The sequence below is a fragment of the Coleofasciculus sp. G2-EDA-02 genome, from assembly GCF_040226375.1.
Lineage (GTDB): Bacteria > Cyanobacteriota > Cyanobacteriia > Cyanobacteriales > Coleofasciculaceae > Coleofasciculus.
This window is the reverse complement of record NZ_JAVKEW010000214.1, coordinates 34,970-58,355: the sequence shown is the minus strand read 5'-3', so window position 1 is coordinate 58,355 and position 23,386 is coordinate 34,970. Positions and strand designations below refer to the sequence as shown.

The following is a 23,386-nucleotide window of genomic DNA, read 5'->3' as shown; positions in this document are numbered from 1 at the left end:
AGTGAGAGCTGGTCGAGTCTTTGACTTGACTACAGCAAAAGGGAAACTGCAAAGCATCAACTGGAAGTATTTCGAGCCAATCTGGAAAGCTGACGGTTATACTTATGTCCACAAAGGAAAGAAATGTCCATTGATTTAACGATTAGAGGAATAGCGATCAGGACACTAAAACCGTGACCATTTTGGATGTATCAACACCGTTTCAATTGGTTGGACGGCAAGCGCAATTCCAGCGAATCACCCAGGTTTTAGCCCATGACGGCAACCTGCTGATTGTGGGAGTACCCGGAAGCGGACGTCGGAGTCTGGTACGACGGGCGGCTCGGGAAGTTGGCGTGAAAATCTTGGAAGTTGACTGTATCCGGGTTACTGATGGTCAGCGCTTCGTGCAATTGCTGTGCGAGAGCATCAATCAGACGTTTCTAAGTGCAACGGCTCACGCTCTCATGCAAGAGTGGATTGAACACAAGGCGGTTGAATTATTTGTCCTCCATGATAACGGACGAGGTAGAGCACAGCTCAAACCAATTCGGGTAAAAAGTCAAGAGCAGCAATGGAAAGCATTTGAGGGATTACTGGATTTCCTACAAGAATTAGCCGAATCTATAGGTGAACGGGTAGTGTTAATTTTGGAAAGCTTCCCCCACATTCGCTCTTGGGATCGTCATGGGGTGTGGGAAAATTTTTTGAAGCAAGAGATCGAGAGTCAGACTCAGGTGAGTTATGTCTTGGTAGCAACGATCGCAGAAATTAGCATTCATCCTGATGAACCGGGGAATAGTTTAGAAATCGTGCAGCTTGCTCCCTTAGCCGATGATGTGGTGGCGGCTTGGGCGCAAGAAGTCCTCCATGTAGAAGGGCTAACATTCGATCCGCGATCGCAAGCCTTGGAATTGTTTGTCAATGCGGTACAGGGGCATTTAGGCGATGCTTCCGCACTGGTGCGACGCCTCCAGTCGGTGCGGGTGGCTGACGGGTTAATTCGCGATCGCCACATCCAGCAGGCAATCCAAGATCTATTATCTGACCTATCCATGGTTTTCGAGTCATTACTGATGCTGCTTCCGGCGAATCAAGCGCATCTGTTGGAATCTCTGGCGTTAGATCCGACTGACAAGCCCCAAAGTCGCGATTATATTCACAAACATTACCTATCCAGAGGGGGAAGTCTCCAAGGTGCGATCGCGGGATTACAACACAAAGGTTTAATTTATGGCTCCGAGCAAAATTATCGACTGGCTCTCCCTCTATTGGCATTGTGGCTACGCCAACGTTTAAGTTGATTTCAAGTACCATGCCCTCAGAATGGAATTTGGAGGGGCATATACAAACAAAGTCCGCAAGGTAAGGACTGACAAAAAAGGTTGGAAACCCACGGAGGTGGGTTTGGTTTGTATAGCCGCGATTTCTAATCGCCAAGTGCAAGATATCAGTAGACTACAGTCGTTGTTTGGTAAGATTCCTGGCTCATTAAATCTGATATTTTAGCACACTAAGTCCGGAAGACCCCTTTTAAGGGCGGGTTTTGTTGCTCAGTTATCGGTTTCTTAGTTAGATTTAGTCCCTAAACCCGCCCCTACAATTAACAAACGTGCTATGGCATTTCTTTACATAAGCGCTAATTTTAGTTACACCGACTGACGCTCTAGCCAACCTGCTGCGCTTGCCAATCTTCACTCAGCACCAACTCCCTCAAATGCTTCAAAATTCCCACCACTCGATATAAATCATTCTCCTGTCGCAAAGGCGATTCTACCAATATACTGGACTTTAGCGCTCTTTTTTGTGTAGCTGCGATGTTAATCGCTAAGTATCTTACGTTGTGTTGCAATCCCGCGATCGCACTCCCTTCATCCTCTACCTTTCCCTCAAATCGGCAAATCCCGCCGAGGATTAAACCGTTCAATTTCTAACAATTTCTGATACAGTTCTCGCGCTTCGGGACTTGGCGTTTTTGACACCACAATTTGAATCTCGACTAACTGATCACCCCGTTCCCCTTCTATCGGATACCCCTTATTCGCTAGACGTAATCGTTGACCTGACTGCACCCCCGCCGGAATATTCATTTTCACTCGCCCATCCAGAGTCGGTACTTCTACAGGAGTTCCTAATACCGCTTCGGCTGCTGTCACGGGTAACTGGCAAATAATATCTGACCCTCTCAGCTTAAAAAATGGATGCGGCGAAACCGTAATAATTAAAAACAAATCCCCACCAGCGATTCCCTGACCCTTGAGGCGAACTCGCTGATTTGTGACCATATTTCCGGGTAATTCAACTTCTAAAGATCGACCATCTTCGAGGCGAATTCGCTCAATTCCCCCGGTATAAGCTTTTTCTAAGGGCAATGTTAATCGCGCCTCTACATCTTTAGGCTGGGCGCTAGGATTAACTCGATAAGCGGTTTTCCGGGTTCCTGGGCGAAACGGATCAGAGGAATCAACTCGGCTTCCGGTTCGTTCCGTTCCCATACCGGGACGAGGAGGACGGCGTCCGAGGAGTTGCTCAACAAAGCTGTTAAAATCGCCAAACTCACTATAATCCACTTCTTGGCTAGAAGTCCGCCCCCGACCATTGCGGGAGAAGGTGGTTTTCACAGGATTGGTTTTCGCCGCCTTACGGGTAAATCCTTTCTTCTTAAAGAAGTTGCCAACCTGATCATACTGCGATCGCCGACTGGGATCAGACAGGACTTCGTTGGCTTCGTTAATATCCTTAAACCGTTCCTCAGCCTCTTTATCCCCTGGATTCACATCCGGGTGATATTTACGGGCGAGTCGCCGAAATGCCTTTTTTATCTCATCACTGGATGCATCGGGGGGAACTCCTAAAATCTCGTAATAATTCCGAAAGTTTTGCATTTTCAGTCATTTGTTTATGTAATTTGTCATTTGTCATTTGTCATTCGTCATTCGTCATTCGTCATTCGTCATTCGTCATTCGTCATTCGTCATTCGTTATTTGTAGGGGCTCTCGCATTTGGGGGGCTATCTGATGATACTTATCCAAAATATTATACCCAAATGCGAGAGCCCAACTCCGGTGATATCGTTGATGAATAAAACGGATTAAATCGGGGCGGGTGCGAGTTAAGTTAAGGGTTTTCTCTGAAATGTTATCAGTAAAACCCGCCCCTACACCCAGAGGTGCCATGCTACGCCTTTATACTATTTAGAACCAATCATCATCTTCTTCATCCCAATCATTTTCTAAGGGGGCGGAACGGACATCGCGACGGGAATAGGTTTTCTCTCTATCTCTATCGCGATCGCGATCGCGTCGGCGACTGGATCGACCTGTCCCTACACCATAATCATAAGGTTCACGGGATTCACGGGGTTCACGCCGTTTGGGTTCCCAATAGGCGTCCTCTTCGTCTTCTCCAGTGAAGACACGACGAATTGAGCCAAAAAAGTCATCATCCTCATCTTCGGCGTAAGCTAACCTTACCTCCCGTTTGAGTTCATAGATAGTATCTTGTAAATCCGATTGCGCCCGGTCAATCCCCCGGTCATCATTTTGCGCGATCGCGTCTCGTAGTTCCAGCACCAACGCTTCAATCCGCCGCCGATACGCACTGGCAAATTGGGTGCCAAAATCCAGCGTAACTTCTTTGAGTTGACGTTCCGCATCCGTCGCCATGGTTTCGGCGCGATTGCGCTTCTCTACCCTTTCCCGACGTTGACGATCTAATTGGGCATTTTCCTCGGCGTCGCGAATCATCTGTTGCACTTGGGACTCATTTAAGGTCGATGCACCTTGGATTGTCACACTTTGCTCTCGCCCGGTGGTTTTATCCAGGGCGGTTACCTGTAAAATCCCATTGGCGTCAATATCAAACGCTACTTGCACTTGGGGAATGCCTCGAGGCGCAGGCGGAATTCCGGTCAGCTTAAATCGTCCCAGGGATTTATTATCACTTGCCATTTCCCGTTCCCCTTGCAGGACATGAATTTCTACCAGGGTTTGATTATTTTCACTCGTAGAAAAGATATCAGATCGCCGCACGGGGATAGTCGTATTCCGGGGGATCAGCTTTTTCATCACCCCACCAATGGTTTCCAATCCCATCGATAACGGCGTCACATCCAGCAAAAGCACATCCTTAACTTCATTACTCAGGATACCCGCTTGAATTGCCGCCCCAACCGCCACCACTTCATCGGGATTCACATTTTGATTCGGTTCTTTATCAATTAAACTCCGCACCAATTGCTGAACTAAGGGAATGCGAGTCGAACCCCCAACCAAAACCACCTCATCAATTTGCACAGGCGTCAATCCCGCATCTTTGAAGGCGCGTTTTAGGGGACGACGTAAACGACTCACTAATTCCCCACACAATCCCTCAAACTGGGGACGAGTCAGTCTGGTTTCCAGATGCTTAGGTCCATCTGCGGTGGCGGTGATAAAGGGTAAATTAATCTCCGTCACCCCCACCCCCGAAAGCTCAATCTTGGCTTTTTCAGCAGCTTCCATCAATCGCTGGAGGGCTTGGCGATCGCGACGTAAATCCACTCCTTCGGTTTCGAGGAACTGTTCGGCTAGCCAATCCACGATTTTGCGGTCAAAATCATTTCCCCCCAATTGAGTATCCCCACTGGTGGATTTAACCTCAAATACGCCATCCCCCACATCTAGAATCGAGACATCAAACGTACCACCGCCCAAATCAAAGACTAAAATAGTCTGACTCTCTTGCCGATCTAACCCATACGCTAAGGATGCGGCTGTCGGTTCATTGAGGATTCGCAACACCTCCAAACCCGCAATCCGCCCAGCATCTCGCGTCGCCTGTCGTTGAGAATCATTAAAATAAGCGGGAACCGTAATCACCGCCCCCGTCACCTCTTCACCCAGATAGCGAGTCGCCTCATCCGCCAACTTCCGCAGTACCATCGCCGAAATTTCTTCCGGGAAAAATTCCTGCTTCAGGCGGGGACAGCGAATTTTAATCGCGTCTTCTGGATCACGGCGAATCGTATAGGGGACGCGCTTAGACTCAGGATTGAGTTCACTATATCGACGCCCCACAAATCGCTTAATCCCATAAAACGTATTTTGGGGATTCAGAACCCCTTGGCGACGTGCCATTTGTCCGACTAAGCGTTCCCCTTCCTTGCTAAACGCCACCACAGAAGGGGTTGTCCGCATACCTTCTGCATTAGCAATGACAACCGGCTTGCCACCCTCCATGACGGCTACCACAGAGTTTGTTGTCCCTAGGTCAATGCCGACTACCTTGCCCATGCGTAATTTTGTCTCCTCTCGCTGTTAATGCCAAATCGCTGAATACAATAACTTTAGAGATTTTAGTAGATAGTTGACCAGAGGCAGTGCGATCGCTGGTCATTTCACCTATTCTATCGTGCGGAAGAGGGGGAGCGGAGGGGTTCCAGGTGCAGGGGAAACAATGTTCCAGACACGATGCAAGAAGCCTCTGGAAGCAGAGGGGAAACTTGTAGAGACTCCTCCGGTGGAACGTCTAGGATCGTGGGTTGGTTTCGTAGTAGGGGATGTGAGCCCCTAATTTTATAAATTTTCTGGGTATAAGGCTAATCCACTAAATTAGGTGTGCCAAGCCACTACGATAGGTCTATCGTACCAAGGCGCGATCGCGTCGCTTTGTAACTAGAATTGAGTCTATAACTTGCCGTCTCACCTTGGAGGCGATCCCCATGGTACAAGCACTCAGACAGCCACTAACATTGCACGAGTTTTTGCAACAACCAGAAACCAAACCCGCCAGTGAATATATCAATGGAGAAATTATACAAAAGCCCATGCCAAAGGGAAGACATAGCCGCTTGCAAGGAAAACTCTGCGCCACTATCAATCAAGTTGCAGAAGAGACAAAAATTGCCTATGCCTTCCCAGAATTAAGATGTAGTTTTGGTGTACGATCCATCGTCCCCGATGTGGCAGTTTTTCAGTGGGAACGTATTCCCTTCACTGCTGAGGGTAACGTACCCGATAATTTTGATCTTCCGCCAGATTGGACGATAGAAATTCTTTCCCCCGAACAACGACCCAACAAAGTGTTAGGCAATATTCTCTATTGTCTAGAACATGGCAGTCGCCTAGGCTGGTTTATTGACCCTGACGATCTCAGCATTTTGTGTCTACAACCGCAGCAGCAACCTGTGTTATTTCAGGGCGAACAAGTCCTGCCAGTTTTGGGCGATATAAAATTATCTCTTAGCGTCAACCAAGTCTTTGACTGGTTGAAAATGGGGTAACCAAACCCATAAAAAAAAGCTCTCTGTTTACTCCACGCCCTTTTAAGCTGTTCGGCATTTAAAGCTTAATGTCAACAATGGTGAAATCCTTGTCGTGCGAGCATCTTGCTTGCTACTAATACATCTTGCTCGCTACTAATACCCAATTTAAATGCATGACAGCTTACTGTCCAAGGGAAACAGGATACTCAAGGACTACCCACCCAACACGATGGAGCAATTCACCAACCACTGGCTCATTCACCTGGATGGAAAATCTGGTTGACCGTTAATTCCCATTCTGGGAATGTGGGAGAAATGATACGCTCATTGTCACGAAACTGCTGTAATTCGTATTCCCCATCCACCATGGTGCAAACGGTGAACGTTGGCTGCTTGGGTGAGCCAATGTAGCGCCGCCCACCTATGCCAAGATAATCTAAAATCCAATATTCACCAATGCCAATACTCTCGTAGTCAGTCATTTTGAGGGCATAATCATCACGCCAATTCGTGGAAACCACCTCGACTACGAGTTTCACCGATTCCCCATGCTCAATAACTGATGAACTTTCCCAACGGGATTCATTCGCTAAGTTTGGTCGATTCACCACCGCGACATCAGGTTCATAGCCAGTATCCTCCGAGATTTTGATAATGCATTCTCTAGGAATAAAGAAAGGAACTTGCTTATCGTCAATCACGGTATTCAATTTTTTAATCACAAATCCTGCAATCTCCGAATGCTTCCCTCTCGGTTTTGGCATCTCGACAATCACCCCGCGTCTCAATTCGTAGCGGTTCTCTGAAATCTGTGGATACCAATCCAGGAATTGATCGATTGAGACTGGTGTTTTATCAATCACTGGAATCATGGCGATCGCTTCTCCTTTGATTCCATGAGAGTCACCTCCATTACAGTGTAGCCGATATTACCAATGATCAATGACCAATGAGCAAATAATCTAAATCCAAGAATCGAACCACATTCGCATTTGATGATCCTTAAGAGATAGAGGTAAACCTAAATAAATCGGCAACCAAAAGACAAATGCCAACAGAATTAAACTGATAACCGTTATTGCCGCAATTTGCCAATACTCTTGCTCCCGATGTAGCCAACGGTCAATCAGCCAAGCTAACCCTAACCCAGAAAACACAGAAGCGCCCATATAGTGGTATAAAAATGTACAGCGACTGACCCCAACCCAAGGTAATAACTGAGCCAGCCAGTTAAGCCCTAAATACAGACTAATATAATTCACCGTTGTAGGTGGAAAATATCCCTGCATTCCTGACCAAAGACGCTGTAGCAACAGCAAAAGTAACAATAAAATTGCTGCTGTTGATAGCCACCAAACGATAGGATTTCCCATAGCATGGACATCATAAATCACCTGACCATATCCTTTGGGTAACGGAGGGTAAGCCGGAACTTGTTCACGGGTACTCTGGGCAGTTTGGTAAAAGTAAGCCACAGGTCGCAGCATAATCAGCCAAGTGTACCATTTAGAACAGTAGGGATGAACCTCTGGTCCGCTACCGATTTTTTCGTGAAAGGTCAAAATTCTATAGTGGGCGTCCCAAAATCCGGGTTGGGGATTCATGATTAGGTGTGGAATCCAGAGTAAGCTATAGGTTAACGCTGGAATTAGGGCAAAATTGACTAAAAACTGAATCCCGTTTAATTGAGTTAGATTAACTAAGGTAGTTTTAAGTGTTGAGTGTTGAGTGTTGACCCTTCGCTTCGCTGTAGTGCATGGTTTGTAGGGGCGGGTTTCATTACTATCGTCTCTTTTTGACCCAGATGCAACTAAACCCGCCCCTACCCAAGGTTTAAACTTTGAACTATCTCCTCTCCACTGAAGCAACCAAGCCATCCCCCAAAGGAAATAAATCCCGAATAAAAACCATAAACCATTCCATTTAATACAAGCAGATGCCCCTAAAAAAGCACCCGATAATGCCAAATTTATCCAGCGTTTTGACTGAGAGTGACTGAGTGCGAGTAACAAACATAAATTACCCAATAATCCGAAAATAACCAAATAAACATTATTCAGCGCGTAGCGAGACTCAACTAAAAATAGACCATCTGCCCCGGCTAAAAAAGCGGCAATTAACGCATAGCTGCGACGCCGATTAAGCTGATAGGCAATCCCGGCGACAACTAAGGGGATAAACGAACCCGTGAGCGCATTCAGCCAACGATAACTCCATGTAGATCGCAATGAACCCGCCAAACCATTCATGGACTGCTGATCCCAGGGAAGATGAGAACCCAGCCACATCCCGATCGCGATGATATATTGACTCAAGGGCGGGTGGGCATTGAAAAAGTCTGTTCCCGTTAAGTAATTATTGGCAAATTTGGCATAATATACCTCGTCAAATACCAAAGCATTAAATCGACCCAAGCCCCAAAATCGGAGAATGGCTGAGGCTAAAAAAATAGCCGTTAAGCCAAAATGGAACCAATAGTTTGATAAGGTTAATGATTTGTTATTTAAAATCATATAATATCAGGTGAATCTGGTTGGCATTAGATCCCCAACTTCTTTAAGAAGTCGAGGATCGGGTGGGGAGTTCACCCCGCTTCGCTAACGCTAACATCTACTCCATATCTCATCCTGAGAAAGGAGTAAGCTAATATTAGGGCATCTCAGGGGACAGTTATGAGTCATCATGATCCTTCTGGACAACCAAGGAGACAGTTAGGAGTTCTGGCTAAATTCTTTAAATTTGATCGATACCAAACCACGATCCGCATAGAACTATTGGCAGGGTTCACCACCTTTATGACAATGGCTTATATTTTGGTTGTGAATCCGGGCATTTTATCCGATGCCATTTTTTTACAAGCATCAGGAGATTTGTTTAATGAATTAGTCATCGCCACAGCACTTTCTGCGGCAATTGCTACCCTAGTTATGGGATTGTGGGCGAATTATCCCCTTGCCCTTGCCCCCGGTATGGGACTCAATGCCTTTTTTACCTACTCGGTGGTATTGGGATTAGGCATCGACTGGCGGATTGCCCTTTCTGCTATCTTAATCGAAGGGTTGATTTTTATTGCCCTAACTCTGTCAAATGTGCGCCATTTAATCGTCAAAGCGATCCCCGATTGTCTGAAACGGGCAACGGCGGCGGGAATTGGCTTATTTATCGCCTATATTGGCTTAAGTGGGGCGGGGATTATCGCCGCTGATGCGGTGACAAAAACGAAATTAGGGGATTTGAGTCAACCTTCGACATTAATTGCGATCGCGGGTATCCTGATTACCTCGGCATTTGTCGCCCGTCGCCTCACGGGGGCGCTGCTATGGGGGATTTTGGCAACGGCGGCGCTAGCCTGGATTCTTGGCGTGTCTCCGTTACCAGAGGGGATTATTGGTGTTCCTGAGTTACCTGTGGATTTAATTGGGGTTGCGATCGCGGGATTGGGTAGAATCAATCAGGTGAATGGGTGGGATTTCCTGGCGGTGTTGTTTGTGTTTCTGTTTGTGGATTTATTTGACACCGTGGGTACGCTGACTGGGGTGGGGATGCAGGCGGGCTATATTGATGAACATGGGGAATTGCCTAGGGCGAATCAGGCGTTGATGGCGGATGCGGTGGGGACAACAGTAGGGGCGGTTTTGGGAACCTCGACGGTGACGACGTATATTGAGTCGGCTGCGGGTATTGCGGAAGGGGGGCGCACGGGATTTACGGCTGTTGTTGTGGCGATTTTGTTTGTTGTTTCGATATTTTTTATTCCTTTACTTTCGGGAATTCCGGCTTTTGCTACGACACCAGCGTTGGTGATTGTGGGGGTGTTGATGGCTGGGAATTTACGGGGGATTCACTGGGATGATCCGGCGGAGTCTATTCCTTCATTTTTAACGATTTTAATGATGCCGTTGACGTATTCGATTGCGGAAGGTTTGGCGATTGGATTGATTACATATCCTTTAATTAAAGGGTTTCAGGGGAAAGTCGATGAAGTCGCGATCGCGGTGTGGGTTTTGGCGGTAATTTTTGTGCTGCGTTTTATCGTGATGGCGATGAATAGTGGCGGATGAGTTTAAGGGAGTTTCCCGATAAGTTATACTTTTTTAACGCAGAGGACGCAGAGGTTAGCGCAGAGGTTCGCAGAGGTTCTCGTAAATTATATAACAAAGGGCAAATGACGAAGGACAAAGGACAAATAACTAATCAATTGTGGCTTAAGTGTAGCGCCAGTATGACCTGTAATAATCCATATTAGGGCGCGAATGCTGTCACGAAGGATACGCAGCAAGGATTCAGTGGGTTGGTTGGAGGGTACGGCGATGGGGGTGAAGGCGATGCTTTGGCTTCCGAGGACAAGAGTCGCGATCGCTTTGGCTCTGGGTATATGATAATCGGAGGTGATTAGGTAGATATGTTGGATTTTGTGGCGTTTGAAGTCAGCCACGAGAGAGGTAAAATTGGTGACGGTATCGACGGCGCGATAGTCGAGATGAACGCGCTGAGTTGGAATATTGGCGTTCTGGAAAATAGCAGACAAAACGTCTGGGGGTGAACCACTGGAAACCCAGATGTCTAGGGAAGGGTGAGTTTGGGCAAATTGGGCGGTGAAGGTTTCGCGATCGCGCCCACCGCCTAAGGTTAGAATAGCTTGAGGGTAGGGTGATTGGTATTGTGCGATCGCCAGCCGCAGGGGAATGATACTCAGTAGAAGTAGGATCAGGGTAGCGCTGGTCAAACAGCATCTCCATTTAAATTGATGACGGCAGATTTTCACCAGAATATTTGTACTAGCGGGCTAGGGGGAAATGTCACTGATTTGACAGCTGATCAAGAATTTGTCGAACTGAGATGATCAGGTAAAGGTTTCCCTTCGATTATTGCAGTATAGACAGAAATCAGATTTTGAGCGATCACCTTCCAGGAATATTGATGACTCACCAAGCGCTTACCATTCTCGCCTAATTCATGGCGTAGGTGGGGAGAGGTTAGCAAAGTCGCGATCGCATCAGCAAGAGTCTCAATCTCTCCCTCTACAACTAATCCCGCTTTGGCTGCGGCAATTTCTGGTGAAATTTGTACACCGGGGGTAACAATCACGGGTAATCCAGCCGCCATGGCTTCGGCTACTGCTACTCCGAAATTTTCGGAAAAAGAAGGGAGAACAAAAATATCAGAACCTTGGAGGAGTAAGTTTTTGTCTTCACCTGTGACAAAACCAGCAAATGATGTATGTTTAGCTAAACTAAGAGAGGCGACTAATTTTTTGAGATGATTTACATAGTCGGTTTCCCCTGAACCCGCCAATATCAGGTGAAAATCATAGGTTTGAACAGCGAGTTTGCTGAAGGCTTGGATTAACAAATCGGGACGCTTTTTATAGTGCAGGCGAGATAAAAAGAGTACGATTGGCTTATGATTAGGTATTCCATAAGTATGATGTAACTTATGTCTAGCTTCTGCTTCTGGACAATCAACGAATGAATTGACTCCTACTGGTACTGTAAAGGTGGGAACTTGAATTCCAAACTTATGCACATCTTCTACTTCCCCTTTGGAAGAACACTGAATAGCTGCTGCGGAATTCAGATTAGGACGCTCGATCAAGAAGGAATAGATTTGTTTTTTAAAGCGACTCTGTGCTAGTGCCCAAGCAGCTAGTTGACCCGTTGGATGAACTATATATGGAATTCCTTGTCGTCGGGCAATTATTCTAGCACAGCTAGAGGGATAAGAGAAAAGATAACGGGTTTCAATTATATCATAGTCTCTGATATGATGCCAGAGCCAACGAGTCAGTTCAGCCGAAAATATAAAAGCTTTATCCCTATTAAAATTATTTTTTTTTATCAATGGATAATATCGTGAAAAAAATCTAGTCGGGACTCCTTGATACTCAATATTTGTATTTAATGATACGTTTAGCAGTTGCTCCGAGCCGTGATCATTGGTTGTAACAATTTGAGAATCAACTCCCAAATTGCGTAATGCTTTAACTGTTTGCAGAACAGCATGAGTAGGTCCACCACGAACTGGAGATACAGAAGAGATCACATGTAGGCTTTTCATTGCTGACGACTCTATATATATAAATCTCGCCTAGCTAACAAAGCTGCTTTGATAGCATCTATGAGACCATCAGCAAACCTCTGTGGGCTATATTTAGCAACAAGTGCTTGGCTTAATTGTCCCATAGTAGTTCTTGATGATACATCTAATTGATGTGTACTGATCAAGGTTCGACTAATATCTTGACCGCTTTCCGGATCAAATAAGAGACCATTTTGATAGTCTTGGACAAGTTCATGACAAGCCCCCACTGTTCTGCTACACAAAATTGGTAGTCCAGCTGCACAAGCTTCATTCACCACTAAACCCCACTGTTCTTGTATTGCAGGATGTACAAAAGCATTAGCTAAACCATACCAGTCCACTATGGCTTTGTAGGTGACAAAACCGGGCAAATGAATACAGCTATAAAGTTGATTTCTCCCAATTAAATTCCGTAAAGATATTTCTTCTTGACCTTTCCCACAAATCACCAGATCCCACGCTTTATCTTCTCCAATTTGTTGACGATAAGCCGTAAATGCTTCTACAAGGCGTAACACATTTTTGCGCTTGAGTAGGCGAGTTACTGTGATAAAATAAGGTTTCAAAGGAATTTGCGGCTGGCGCCGTCTTGCCCCATCTGGATCAACTCGGGCAGCATTAGCTCCTTTATTAAAATAGTCATTGTCAACTGCGTCGTAACCCAGAAAAATTCGCTCCATTGGCATACCTAATTCGATCAAGTAGTGGCGATGTAGTTCACTACCCACAAGCGCAGCATTATACTTCTTAATATAAAGCCAAGATTTAAGTCGTTCTTTCCACCACAGCCGTTTTTCATCATCTCTTTTGCTCTCACTCATCACGATTGATGGAATATGATTACGTTGACACCATGACAAAGCAGCACGAGAAACAGGAAATCCCCAACCGGGAATAGCCAGAATATCTGGTTTCAGAGTATCCAGACAAGAAAATAGTAAAGATACTGCTTCAGTAGACTGAGAACTACGATTTGTTAAAGCCGGAGTAGTTGCCACAGGCAGGAGAGTTTGATAAGGAAACGTAATTTCTTGCCTTATGTCACCCCACGGATGTTCTATGGTATTGTCTGTCACTTCAACTGCAGTAAAGCGCCAACATTTTTGTTGACAAACAGTATAAGCAGCACGCAGTCGAGCCGCATGATAGCCTCCAATCGTGTGAAAAATTATAACAACATGCATAGCTAAATTATCTACAGATGCTATTCTAGTTTAGACAATAGTTTTCAATTTAATCCATGATAATGTTTATAATGTTTGTATAAAATTCATTCTATTTCACGATAATAAACAGAAACTGATTCAGGTAATTTCAATCGCCAATCGGCGCGTTTAATCCAAAGTAATAGAAAACAAGGCCAAAAAGCCATACCAATCCAGGCATAAATTCCAGGCAAGTCCCCGCCACGTAGCAACGGGAGTAACGAAGCACAGAGAATGGCACGGACAAGGATAGCAGCAAAGGGTTTTAGTTTAGTAGTGTAACCTACTATTTTAGCCATAATTATTCCGTAGAGCAATGAAAATAGGAAAATACCAATAATACCCCCCTCAGCGTAGAACGATCCAAATAGGCTCGGTGAAATCCCTAGTGTTCCCTTGCCGCCATGAATAGTTAAGCCTAGTTTATTCATATAACCTCCCACTGGTTTTTCTGGCCACCAAGCTCGGGGAATCGGGCGCATTAGGATTTCTAGATGCTCCATACCCCACTGAAAGTCTAGGCGTTGGGGATAGACATTCTGTAGAAGTACAAAGCCATCGAGCATATTGGCATCTTCAGCACTGGATGCACGCTCCCAGGCTGCTTGATTTAAGCGATCATCGGCAAAGTTGGGATTACGCATTGCTCCGGCTATGGCAAACAGACTGATTGCAAAGAGGAGAAAACTACCAATAATAACAAGACGAGTTTTCGGTCGATAGGAAGAGGATACAATGATTCCAGCAGCGGTTATCCATCCCATAAACTGGAAACGACCCGTACTACCAAATGTCAATTCAAATACCCCAAATACAATCGAGATAGCATAAATTTTACTGAGCAATGATGGAAAGCAACCAAATTTCCATAAACAAAAGATTAGGGTAGTAATTCCTACCAAAGCTAAAGGAAATAAATATAGATAACTGCTGATCTGAAAAGCCAATGACTTTCCTACCCTTAATTGCATAATAACTTGCGAGCGAGTAACTACGACTAGGGGTAGGCAAAATAAACCTAATACAATAACTTTAGGGTATAGCCATTTTAATACAGAGTAATCGACATCAGTAGACATAATAATCGGCATGATTTTCCTCTGATGCCACATGTAACTTCCTAAAAGACAGATTTGACCAAATACGATGTAAGCTAACGCTTCAAGTGCAGCTTCCTGAGTCACAGAACTCAGCCCCAGCGAAGTGAGGTTTACCCAATGATTAATTCCTTGAGTGACTGCCCAATATCGATAGGATGCCACATAAAACATGAAACTGCTTATGATCAGGGGAATTTCATCGTTTCGTTGCAGTAACCAAATCCAGCTAATAACTAGGAGGGTGATTTGACTGAAGGCTAGTTCTGGGTATTCAAATAAGGGCATTGGAATATAGACTTTATAACAGTTAGGTTAGTCAAGAGTTTTATTCAGGAAATCCTGTAGTTGTGATAAGCTTATAATGTTATTGTGTTTTAATTGCTGTGCAAAACTTGTGAGTTTTTGCGGATTGTTAAGGCAAAAGTTTAAGGCATTGGCAATTTCCTCTGGTGTCACTTCCGGTAAGAGCAGTCCATTCTCTCCATCTGTCACGACTTTCCCACAGAATTTAGAAGCAATAACAGGCAACTGCCATGCTTGCGCTTCTAACTGTGTTAGTCCAAAACCATCAGAGAGGGTAGGAAACAGGAAAACATCTGCTAGGCGATAGTACTTTGCTGTTGCACTACGAGGGACGGCATCAACCCACCGTATCCGTCCTTTGTTTAGTGGATATCCAGGAATGCCTTGAGAACCGACTAGCCAGAATTCTATCGGTTGATCCTGTAGTAGTTTAGCAGCCTCTAGCAGTGCTGCAACACCTTTGCGTAGTATCACTTGACCGAGGAACAGCACTCGTAAAGGACGTTCAGCCGAGAAAGTTGAGGGGTAAATTCGCTCAAAATTGCTGGCTGTCTCAGGGGGGTTGTAGGCAAGGGGAATAATGTTCATCTTATTGACCGGAATTCCGACTTGTTGCAAGGCTTGGCTTGACCAGGGAGAATTAACGATAATTCGGTCAGCTAGCCCACATTCTTCTAACCAATTCATCCAGTATTGAGGCGGTGCGGGCTGCCAAGTAGATTGGTAGTCGGGATATCTAATATGTTCCTGTCGAACTAATGTTTCCTCGACTAGTCCTGGATCGATTTGACCTAAGATAGTATACCAACCCTGGCTTTTGGCATAGCGGAACAGTTCTAAAGCTGCATAACTGTAAGCAAAGAGGATAGGACAAGTGTTAAGTTTTGGCGTGATGGTTTCCAGTAACTCAACGGCTTGTTGTTGGAACCAGCGATTACGGGCAATAATACTTGTCCACCCTAAAGTATTTTGCAGGCGTTGCGCCAGTTCAAGGCGCATCAAAGAGTGAGTGAAGGCGTGGACAGAGGCTTGGGCTAAGTCAGGGTGGAAGCGATCGCGTAAATTCGCTAAAACATGTCTCGGTAGCAAGTTTAGTGGAGACTTAGGTAAAACCCAAGCATCGGTAATCAGATAGGCAAGTTTTCCATACTGTTGTAATGCTCGTGGGATAGCATAATGTTCACGGGCACCCAGTTGACAGCATATCCATGATGGCACTTGATCAAACATTCCCTTTATAATTACTAAGGATTATTTTTGCACATTTTATTATTATATTTATTTTATTTTTGTCTAAAATTTCTTTAATTTATCTTTCCATTTTCTGGAATTTTCTCCTATTTTACAAAATATTTCTACTTGCTTATAGCCCAACTTGTTAGCAATTATTTTTGGAAAAGATTTATCTGGAAAATAAATTGGATAACTTGTCAAAATCTTAGAATAATTATTTTTAATAAACTGAACAACTTTGTGTACATGATTATTTCGACAATCGTCAAAAATAACAATTCCATTCATTTCAAGGAGCTGTACTACAAAATAAAAGTCTACAAACACATCTTCAAATAAATGAGAGCCATCTATATAAACTAGTCCAAATTTTTCATGTTCTAAAATCAACCTGGGCAGCACTAATGATGAATACTCTTCAAAGAAACGGAAATTTCTATCAAGCTGTTCTTGTGTAATGACAGTAATAGCACTATTTTTCCAGACGGTACTTTGGTATGGATCGATTGCTGTGTGTAAAAAATCTTTTTTTGTGTGAACCTCTTGAAGAGTTGAAAGAATAGCTAATGCAGAACCTCCAAATGCCAATCCAATTTCTAATGTATTCTTTGGGCATAAATCGATAATTAGTCTTCGGATAATTTGTAAATTATTTATTGTTGACATTCCCCGAATCTGAATAATATTTCCATCTCCATCTATAGTTTGTCCATTTTTTATAATGGTTTTTAATCGGGGACAAAAATCTAGATTTGAATCAGACAAAATGAGTTGCGATTTTTTCATAGGTTGGGCTATTCTAATTTTTGAAGCATGTTATGATAGTTAATTTATTTAAATCCTGGTGGTAATATTCATATCCGACTGTTGTTGACAAAGTGACGGTTTAACTTCAACTGCGTAAAATTTCTCTTGCCATTCCTCATCCCTATAGATTGGCTGTGAGAGAAGGGAGAGCCACAAACGATAAACCTGCCAAGAAATTGGGCTTCTTTTCAGTAAGGCATAGGGTAAACCTTGTAAGGCAGCGAACCATCAACAAGGTTCTCGAACAACCCCGTTCATTCCTCGTTTGACTGCATATCTAAGCTGACTAAAGAACCGATATAGGGAAAGTGCCAGCACACAAGGAAAAGGACATCTGCGCCACATACTCCACAAGTACTAAATCCCCTTCGGCTTGGCGAATGAGGTAATATCGGGAAGCTACAGAACCTCTGCTAACTGGGTTAATGAAAAAGCGATAATGCTGGTAATTATGTTGAATCAATTCAACAGTGTTATCCCTACATCCTTCAGCACAGAGCAACACCTCATCAAGGGGTGGAGATAAGGACTCCAATACTTCACAAGTTTGCTTGAGTTCGTTGACTCGGTTATGAGTCGTAATCATCACAGATACTCTCAGATCCGTGGCAGCTTGATGTGCTAACGGGGACGGCAGGAGAGAGTCAGGTTTTAAATTATGATGTTCTTGGCGTGCCACTGGGACATCAACTCCGCTTTATACAGATTATACAGATTTCAGGCGCTGCCGACACGGCTGACACTGAGACAGACCCCGCAGGAAACCTCGTGCATAGCCGCTTATCCCATAGATATTAGTCATGTACTCAAACACGATTAGTTTAAACCAGGGGTGAGGAACATTCATTATTATAAGTTGTGTTGCGGCATTTCGTAAGCGTAGGAGACGCAGCATCACTGAAACCTTACTATTCAAGGTTGGGATCGTTAAACATGGGGTGAACCAGTTCAACTAACCCTTCTTTATCCGAGGGACACCCGATATCTGTAGAAACAATGATGTCAACCGAGGCGGTTGCAATCGCTAGATTCCTCCCTTAAGCTATATTAAAAATTAAGGCGGGTAAATTTTCAAACCTACACATTCAATCATTATTTATTATTTATATTTAGCCGAATCAAGAATGGATTTGCACTAAATATTACTTTTCCCGTATAAGCAGATTTATTTATAAAAATTCATGAAAATTTATTGAAACTTTGAAATTCTTTAGATTGCATATTGCCGAAGTCGGTTATTATTAAGAGTGTAGTTCGATTACAGTTTTAAAAATCCTGGCTATCAGGTTCTATTAGTTCTAATTAGAGATTTGAGGATATTCGCTTCCGTAAGTGATTGTATAGTTTTAACACAACCGCCTACGGCGATACGCTCTCTACCACTACATGGTCATCAATTAAGCTCTGAGGCAGATACATGGCTAACATTACTGGTACACCTTTCGATGATAACGGTATTGTCAATCCTATACTAAGGGGAACAGCTCTTAATGATCTCATCAATGGTCTAGATGGGAATGACATTCTACAAGGTCGGGCTGGCGACGATCTATTACGGGGTTGGGCTGGTAATGACACCATCATAGGGGCAACTGGCAATGATGAACTGGATGGTGGCAGTGGTAATGATATCTTGGATGGCGGCAGAGGCAACGACCGCTACATCGTGGATAGCACCACAGATCAGATTATAGATGCGGATGGTTGGGGCACCGTTATTTCTATAGCACCGAGTTTCTCACTCGAAACTCAAGCGAGTGGGTATAGTGGTCCAAGAGGCTTAAATTTGCGGCTTATAGGGACTGCTATTGATGGTACAGGTGACAATTTTGACAATTTAATTAGTGGTAACGGGGAAAGTAACACTCTCGAAGGCTTAGATGGTGATGACATTCTCAAGGGTGGTGATGGCAATGATAATCTTATTGGAGGTAACGGAAATGATCAACTTATAGGCGGAGCAGGCTTAGACACCTTTGATGGAGGTGCTGGTAATGACTTTTATACTGTTGATGATCCCAATGAAACAATTGTCGATGCAGATGGTCGGGGAACAGTTAACTCGTCCGTAGATTTTAATCTGTCAACGCAAGCAAGTGGATACATCGGTCCCAAAGGCTTGAATTTACGCCTCCTGGATACTGCTACTAATGGTACAGGAGACAACTTTGATAACTTAATCATTGGTAATGCAACCAATAACACCCTTCGAGGTTTGGATGGCAATGACCTCCTCAAGGGAGCAGATGGTGATGATATCCTTGAAGGTGGAAGCGGCGACGACACTCTAGAAGGTGGTTCTGGTAGCAACACTCTCATCGGTGGTGCGGGTAACGATACCTACAATATTTCCGGGGGCGGCACTGACGAAATTGATGAATCCACCGGAGGTGGCATTGATACTGTTTTCTCTACGATTGATTTTTCTCTGAACGCTCTCCCCAGTGGTTTCAGTATTGCGGGTGAGGTTGAGAATCTAATTCTGGCTGCACCTGGAGCTACGATAGGGGCAATAGAAGGTCCTATCTTTGGTGAAGGAAATGCCTTAAACAATGAGATTATCGGAAATCGGCAAGATAACACGCTCAACGGTTTAGGCGGTGATGACAGTATTTTTGGCTCTTTTGGTAATGACATTATCGACGGTGGAGACGGCGCTGATAGTCTATTTGGAGAAGATGGTGATGACACTCTGATTGGTGGTGATGGCGATGATATCCTCGATGGGGGCAGCGGCATCAATACTCTGGATGGTGGCGATGGCGATGATACTTACATCATTCGCAACGCCAATGATTCAATTGTGGCTGACCCCAGTGGTACTGATACGGTAGAGTCTTTTGCTAATAGGGGGTTAGGTATTGGTAGTGGTCTAGAGAACTTGACCCTGCTGGGTAGTGCGACCTTAGGGAGGGGAAATGAACTTGATAATACGATTACGGGTAATGATTTCAACAATCTGATTGACAGTGGTGAGGGTGACGATACTGTCTTTGGTGAAGCGGGTCAAGATAATATCAGGGGAGGGGCAGGTAATGATACCCTCAATGGAGGAAACGATGGCGACTCTCTTGATGGTGGTGGTGGTGATGACGAACTATTCGGCGATGAGGGTGCGGATACTCTGTTTGGTGGCTTTGGCTTTGATATCCTCAATGGTGGAAACGGTGAGGATTTTCTCAATGGGTTTGTGCAGGATGATATTTTGACTGGGGGAGCTGACGCGGATATCTTCTTTTTCGGTGGAACGAATAGTGTTCGTTCTTTGGGTATAGATACAATTACCGACTTTGGAGACGGTGCAGACATTATTCAATTGAGTCAGAGGACTTTCTCTGCTTTGAGCAGTGCTACTGGCGTGGGTTTTAGCGTATCTGGAGAGTTTGCACTAGCCGCTGACGATTTACAGGCTCAGACAACTGGTGCTGTGATCGTGTACAGTCAGACTGGCAGGTTGTTTTATGATACCAATGGCGCTGCTGTAGGGTTTGGTTCAGGTGGTGGTCAGTTTGCTATCCTTAATGGCACACCAGCACTGGCTGGAGGAGATTTTGAAATAGTTGCTTAGTCAAGCTCCATCGTTTATCGATTCCAACTTCAGCAGAGCTGAGAATTACTCAATCCTGTTAAAGTTGCGGTGCATTAGCCATTTTTATTGAAACCAATAATCAACAAATGTTCAGCAGAAATAATTGATCCAAAAAATGTATCACTTTTTCCTTTTGTGCTATTCAATCGCAGTGTTTGCCAAAATTCATGTAATGTGTTTAGACTTTGATACACAGAGTAGGAATAGGCTAAACCATCGCCTTTACTGAAGGTATATCCTTTTCCTTTTGTCTTTAAGTAGTTTGCCAATGACCAAAGCCCCAGGGAAAATATGGAATATTTCAGTAAACGTAAAACTAGGGAACCTTGACCCATAAAGTTGCAATCTGAGATGGCAACCATCTTGGACGCAACCCTTGACATTTCTTTAACTACTAGAATATAATTTTCTTCTGATTAGCTTGGTTTTGTAATTCACTCACGAGTTTTAAATTGAGCTGATACAGGTAAAGATTTTAAATGGATATATAAAGACAATGGTAAAGGTTGTCTCTCTCCTAGATGCAAAATACCTTGCTTGATTCCAGAAATTAAACCTTTAAAGTGTATTAAAGGAATTTTTGTTTGCAACGAAAGTTTACTATAACTAGGAAATGTCCTCAAAACTTCTGCCAACAAAAACTGTATAGGTGTATGCAAAATGTGAGTCCATACCCGATTTTGAGGACCATAAAATCCTTTGCATCGATAATCTTCATCATTAGAACTCACCCAATGATAAACTCGACAGAGGGGAAAAGCGTGAATTTCATATCCTGCTGCCCAAAGTCGTAAACATAGTTCTGGTTCTTCACCATAATAAAAAAAGTCACTGTAATATCCACCTACTTCGAGAAAAGCACTTTTGCGAATCAGCGCAGCACAAGCAGCATAAGATAAGCAAGGATACGGAGAAGTATGGTGAATTGGGGGAGGATTAAAACTTGAAACTAAAGGAAACGATAAAATAGCGACTTTTGGATGATTTTCCATATATTCAATGGCTTGAGCCGGACCATCTGTATCAACAAAACACGAATCATCATCAAGGCTAAAAATAAAATCAAAAGGCGCTGAAGCATTACTGATATTACGGTTAAGTGAAGCACCATAGTTTCTGGGGTTACGAATTAAATAGTATGCATATTTAGAGAGGAATTTCCAGTAATCTTCTGAAACTTGATTACTAGCATCATCATGAACCCAGATTGGATACTTTTGCCAAGCCTTATTTTCTTTTAGATGGCAAAATAGCTTTTTCAAATCTTGCTCTCGGTTACGAGTGGTAATCACGATTCCTGCGTTGGAATTCATTGGCTATTTATTCCTATGCTTAATGACTCTTGCGGGAACTCCTACAGCGATCGCGTTCGGGGGTAAATCGTGAGTGACGACACTTCCTGCACCCACAATGGTGCGATCGCCAATCGTCACACCTTTGAGGATTATGACATTGGCTCCCAACCAAACGCAATCTCCAATTTGAGTAGGCTTAGCAATCATCGGTTGCTCAAGGGGGGCGAGCGTAGGATCGTGACCATGATCGTGATCGGTAATGTAACAATTAGGACCGATACCGCAGTTTTTACCAATAGTCAGTGATAGTATAGCATCCAGAAAGGTATGGCGGTTGATGTAGGTATTAGCACCAATATGAATCTTCGGATGAGGGAGGGGTTCGCCCGTGGCAAGTAGTATCACACCTCGATCTAACGCACAAGGACTTTCGATTTCAATATCCGCAAAATTGCGGGGAATTTCAATATGTCGCATCCAGACATAACCGTCTAGCTTGACTCCTAGCGTGCGATAGTAGACATTGCGCCAACGACTTTTTACGCCTTCAATAACTCGATTGATGGCTAAAATTCCAGGACGCAGCCAACTCATGACTTATCCCCTGGTGTCCCATATTTTGATGAAATAATTTCTCTAACGGCGCTCACTTTGCCCCTAAGAACCGTTGGGAGATAAAGCCAACCCTTCACAGAAACAAGAGAAGCAGCGATCCCAAACCATTGCAGTACAGCGAGTTTGACATAATCCGAAAATTGTCGTCGGTCTAAGATGCAGGTCATGACATAGTGACGATTAACTAAATCCATTTTGGCAACCACTCCTGGATGGCTCTTATGCTCTCCAGGTTGGCTGTCATGGAAAATGCGAGCCGTGCGAACATTAGCCAGTTTCCATTGTTTACCCACTATTAGAGAAAGGGTGACATCCTCCATTAGAGAATAACCTGTAAAGAGAGAGGAGAACAAGGGTTGGGGCAAAGCTTGCCGTCGATAAAGAACACAAGTGGTATTAAGCCATTCTACAGGAACAACGTCTGGTAAATCCACCCGATCCTCAGGTAGCAAGTTTAACGCCGGCCCAATACATTTTCCCGCATAACTCTTTTCCGAATGCCCATGGAGAAAGTGAAATAGAGTGCGACTAATCCAACCGGGCGGTAAATATCGCTGATTCGTAATCATGGCGTTAACACCTCCCAAACTCCAGTCACTCTGGAGAGCTTTCCATAACCGCCATAGACAATCTGGCTCTAAAATGATGTCATCGTCGAGAAACCAAATAGTATCTTGGGTCGTGTACTGCATGGCTTGATTGCGCTGGGTTGCTGCACCTATTTCTGTAGCTCTATAGTAAGCGATTGGAGTCGCTAAACCAGGAATACTGGCTTGGCAAACTTGTTGAGTATCATCGTGAGTCGAACCATCGACCACAATTATCTCAAGAGGCTGAACTGACTGTTGAGAAAAGCTTTGAAGCATTCGGAGTAACGGAATGCTACGGTTACGGGTGGGAATAATTGCTGAAATTGGCAGAAGTTGAGGCATGG

20 protein-coding genes are annotated in these 23,386 nt (G+C 44.2%); 4 read left to right on the top strand and 16 right to left on the bottom strand.

Annotation, left to right across the window (positions count from 1 at the left end):
* Window positions 1-173 precede the first annotated feature (173 nt).
* On the top strand, window positions 174-1,283 hold the full coding sequence (locus RLO19_RS25325; RefSeq protein ID WP_446360166.1) for an AAA family ATPase: 1,110 nt from the start codon (window positions 174-176) through the stop codon (window positions 1,281-1,283).
* A 362-nt stretch (window positions 1,284-1,645) separates the two neighbouring features.
* Here the strand turns inward: RLO19_RS25325 and RLO19_RS25320 are convergent, their stop codons facing one another.
* The 3 genes from RLO19_RS25320 to dnaK form a co-directional block, all read right to left on the bottom strand.
* Window positions 1,646-1,906, bottom strand: coding sequence for a hypothetical protein (locus tag RLO19_RS25320; protein WP_446360165.1), 261 nt, complete (start codon window positions 1,904-1,906; stop codon window positions 1,646-1,648).
* Complete coding sequence (locus RLO19_RS25315; RefSeq protein ID WP_446360164.1) at window positions 1,869-2,864, bottom strand: DnaJ C-terminal domain-containing protein; 996 nt, start codon at window positions 2,862-2,864, stop codon at window positions 1,869-1,871. The genes RLO19_RS25320 and RLO19_RS25315 overlap by 38 nt, the downstream gene beginning before the upstream one ends.
* 310 nt (window positions 2,865-3,174) lie before the next feature.
* On the bottom strand, window positions 3,175-5,253 hold the full coding sequence (dnaK, locus tag RLO19_RS25310) for a molecular chaperone DnaK (protein ID WP_446360163.1): 2,079 nt from the start codon (window positions 5,251-5,253) through the stop codon (window positions 3,175-3,177).
* A 428-nt stretch (window positions 5,254-5,681) separates the two neighbouring features.
* Between dnaK and RLO19_RS25305 the strand changes: the two genes are divergently transcribed.
* Window positions 5,682-6,242: a Uma2 family endonuclease gene (locus tag RLO19_RS25305; protein WP_446360162.1), complete on the top strand. Its 561-nt coding sequence runs from the start codon at window positions 5,682-5,684 to the stop codon at window positions 6,240-6,242.
* 236 nt (window positions 6,243-6,478) lie between these two features.
* On the opposite strand, the gene RLO19_RS25300 is transcribed toward RLO19_RS25305, so the two are convergent.
* Window positions 6,479-7,096: a Uma2 family endonuclease gene (locus RLO19_RS25300; protein WP_446360161.1), complete on the bottom strand. Its 618-nt coding sequence runs from the start codon at window positions 7,094-7,096 to the stop codon at window positions 6,479-6,481.
* 90 nt (window positions 7,097-7,186) lie between these two features.
* Window positions 7,187-8,737, bottom strand: coding sequence for a dolichyl-phosphate-mannose--protein mannosyltransferase (locus RLO19_RS25295; RefSeq protein WP_446360160.1), 1,551 nt, complete (start codon window positions 8,735-8,737; stop codon window positions 7,187-7,189).
* A gap of 159 nt (window positions 8,738-8,896) precedes the next feature.
* Here RLO19_RS25295 and RLO19_RS25290 point away from each other — a divergent pair, with 159 nt between their 5' ends.
* Window positions 8,897-10,285, top strand: a complete 1,389-nt coding sequence (locus RLO19_RS25290; RefSeq protein WP_446360159.1) for an NCS2 family permease — start codon at window positions 8,897-8,899, stop codon at window positions 10,283-10,285.
* An 86-nt stretch (window positions 10,286-10,371) separates the two neighbouring features.
* Here RLO19_RS25290 and RLO19_RS25285 read toward each other — a convergent pair whose 3' ends face one another.
* The 7 genes from RLO19_RS25285 to RLO19_RS25255 form a co-directional block, all read right to left on the bottom strand.
* Window positions 10,372-10,950, bottom strand: a complete 579-nt coding sequence (locus RLO19_RS25285) for a YdcF family protein (protein ID WP_446360158.1) — start codon at window positions 10,948-10,950, stop codon at window positions 10,372-10,374.
* 92 nt (window positions 10,951-11,042) lie between these two features.
* The gene (locus RLO19_RS25280) at window positions 11,043-12,281 is read right to left on the bottom strand and encodes a glycosyltransferase (protein WP_446360157.1); all 1,239 of its coding nucleotides are present in this window, start codon (window positions 12,279-12,281) and stop codon (window positions 11,043-11,045) included.
* An 11-nt stretch (window positions 12,282-12,292) separates the two neighbouring features.
* Window positions 12,293-13,489, bottom strand: coding sequence for a glycosyltransferase family 4 protein (locus tag RLO19_RS25275; protein ID WP_446360156.1), 1,197 nt, complete (start codon window positions 13,487-13,489; stop codon window positions 12,293-12,295).
* A gap of 86 nt (window positions 13,490-13,575) precedes the next feature.
* The gene (locus RLO19_RS25270; RefSeq protein ID WP_446360155.1) at window positions 13,576-14,895 is read right to left on the bottom strand and encodes an O-antigen polymerase; all 1,320 of its coding nucleotides are present in this window, start codon (window positions 14,893-14,895) and stop codon (window positions 13,576-13,578) included.
* 27 nt (window positions 14,896-14,922) lie between these two features.
* Window positions 14,923-16,143, bottom strand: coding sequence for a glycosyltransferase family 4 protein (locus tag RLO19_RS25265; protein WP_446360154.1), 1,221 nt, complete (start codon window positions 16,141-16,143; stop codon window positions 14,923-14,925).
* 63 nt (window positions 16,144-16,206) lie between these two features.
* The gene (locus tag RLO19_RS25260; RefSeq protein WP_446360153.1) at window positions 16,207-16,932 is read right to left on the bottom strand and encodes a class I SAM-dependent methyltransferase; all 726 of its coding nucleotides are present in this window, start codon (window positions 16,930-16,932) and stop codon (window positions 16,207-16,209) included.
* A 307-nt stretch (window positions 16,933-17,239) separates the two neighbouring features.
* Window positions 17,240-17,632, bottom strand: a complete 393-nt coding sequence (locus RLO19_RS25255) for a glycosyltransferase (RefSeq protein ID WP_446360152.1) — start codon at window positions 17,630-17,632, stop codon at window positions 17,240-17,242.
* Window positions 17,633-18,370: 738 nt separating this feature from the next.
* On the opposite strand from RLO19_RS25255, the gene RLO19_RS25250 reads away from it, so the two are divergent.
* Complete coding sequence (locus RLO19_RS25250; protein WP_446360151.1) at window positions 18,371-20,521, top strand: calcium-binding protein; 2,151 nt, start codon at window positions 18,371-18,373, stop codon at window positions 20,519-20,521.
* A 74-nt stretch (window positions 20,522-20,595) separates the two neighbouring features.
* Here the strand turns inward: RLO19_RS25250 and RLO19_RS25245 are convergent, their stop codons facing one another.
* The 4 genes from RLO19_RS25245 to RLO19_RS25230 all read right to left on the bottom strand — a co-directional run bounded on the left by RLO19_RS25245 (window position 20,596) and on the right by RLO19_RS25230 (window position 23,384).
* Entirely contained in the window at window positions 20,596-20,904 is a 309-nt protein-coding gene (locus tag RLO19_RS25245; protein WP_446360150.1) for a hypothetical protein, read from the bottom strand.
* A gap of 72 nt (window positions 20,905-20,976) precedes the next feature.
* Window positions 20,977-21,855, bottom strand: a complete 879-nt coding sequence (locus RLO19_RS25240; RefSeq protein ID WP_446360149.1) for a glycosyltransferase family 2 protein — start codon at window positions 21,853-21,855, stop codon at window positions 20,977-20,979.
* A gap of 3 nt (window positions 21,856-21,858) precedes the next feature.
* On the bottom strand, window positions 21,859-22,431 hold the full coding sequence (locus RLO19_RS25235) for an acyltransferase (protein WP_446360148.1): 573 nt from the start codon (window positions 22,429-22,431) through the stop codon (window positions 21,859-21,861).
* Window positions 22,428-23,384, bottom strand: coding sequence for a glycosyltransferase family 2 protein (locus RLO19_RS25230; protein ID WP_446360147.1), 957 nt, complete (start codon window positions 23,382-23,384; stop codon window positions 22,428-22,430). The genes RLO19_RS25235 and RLO19_RS25230 overlap by 4 nt, the downstream gene beginning before the upstream one ends.
* Window positions 23,385-23,386: the final 2 nt, after the last annotated feature.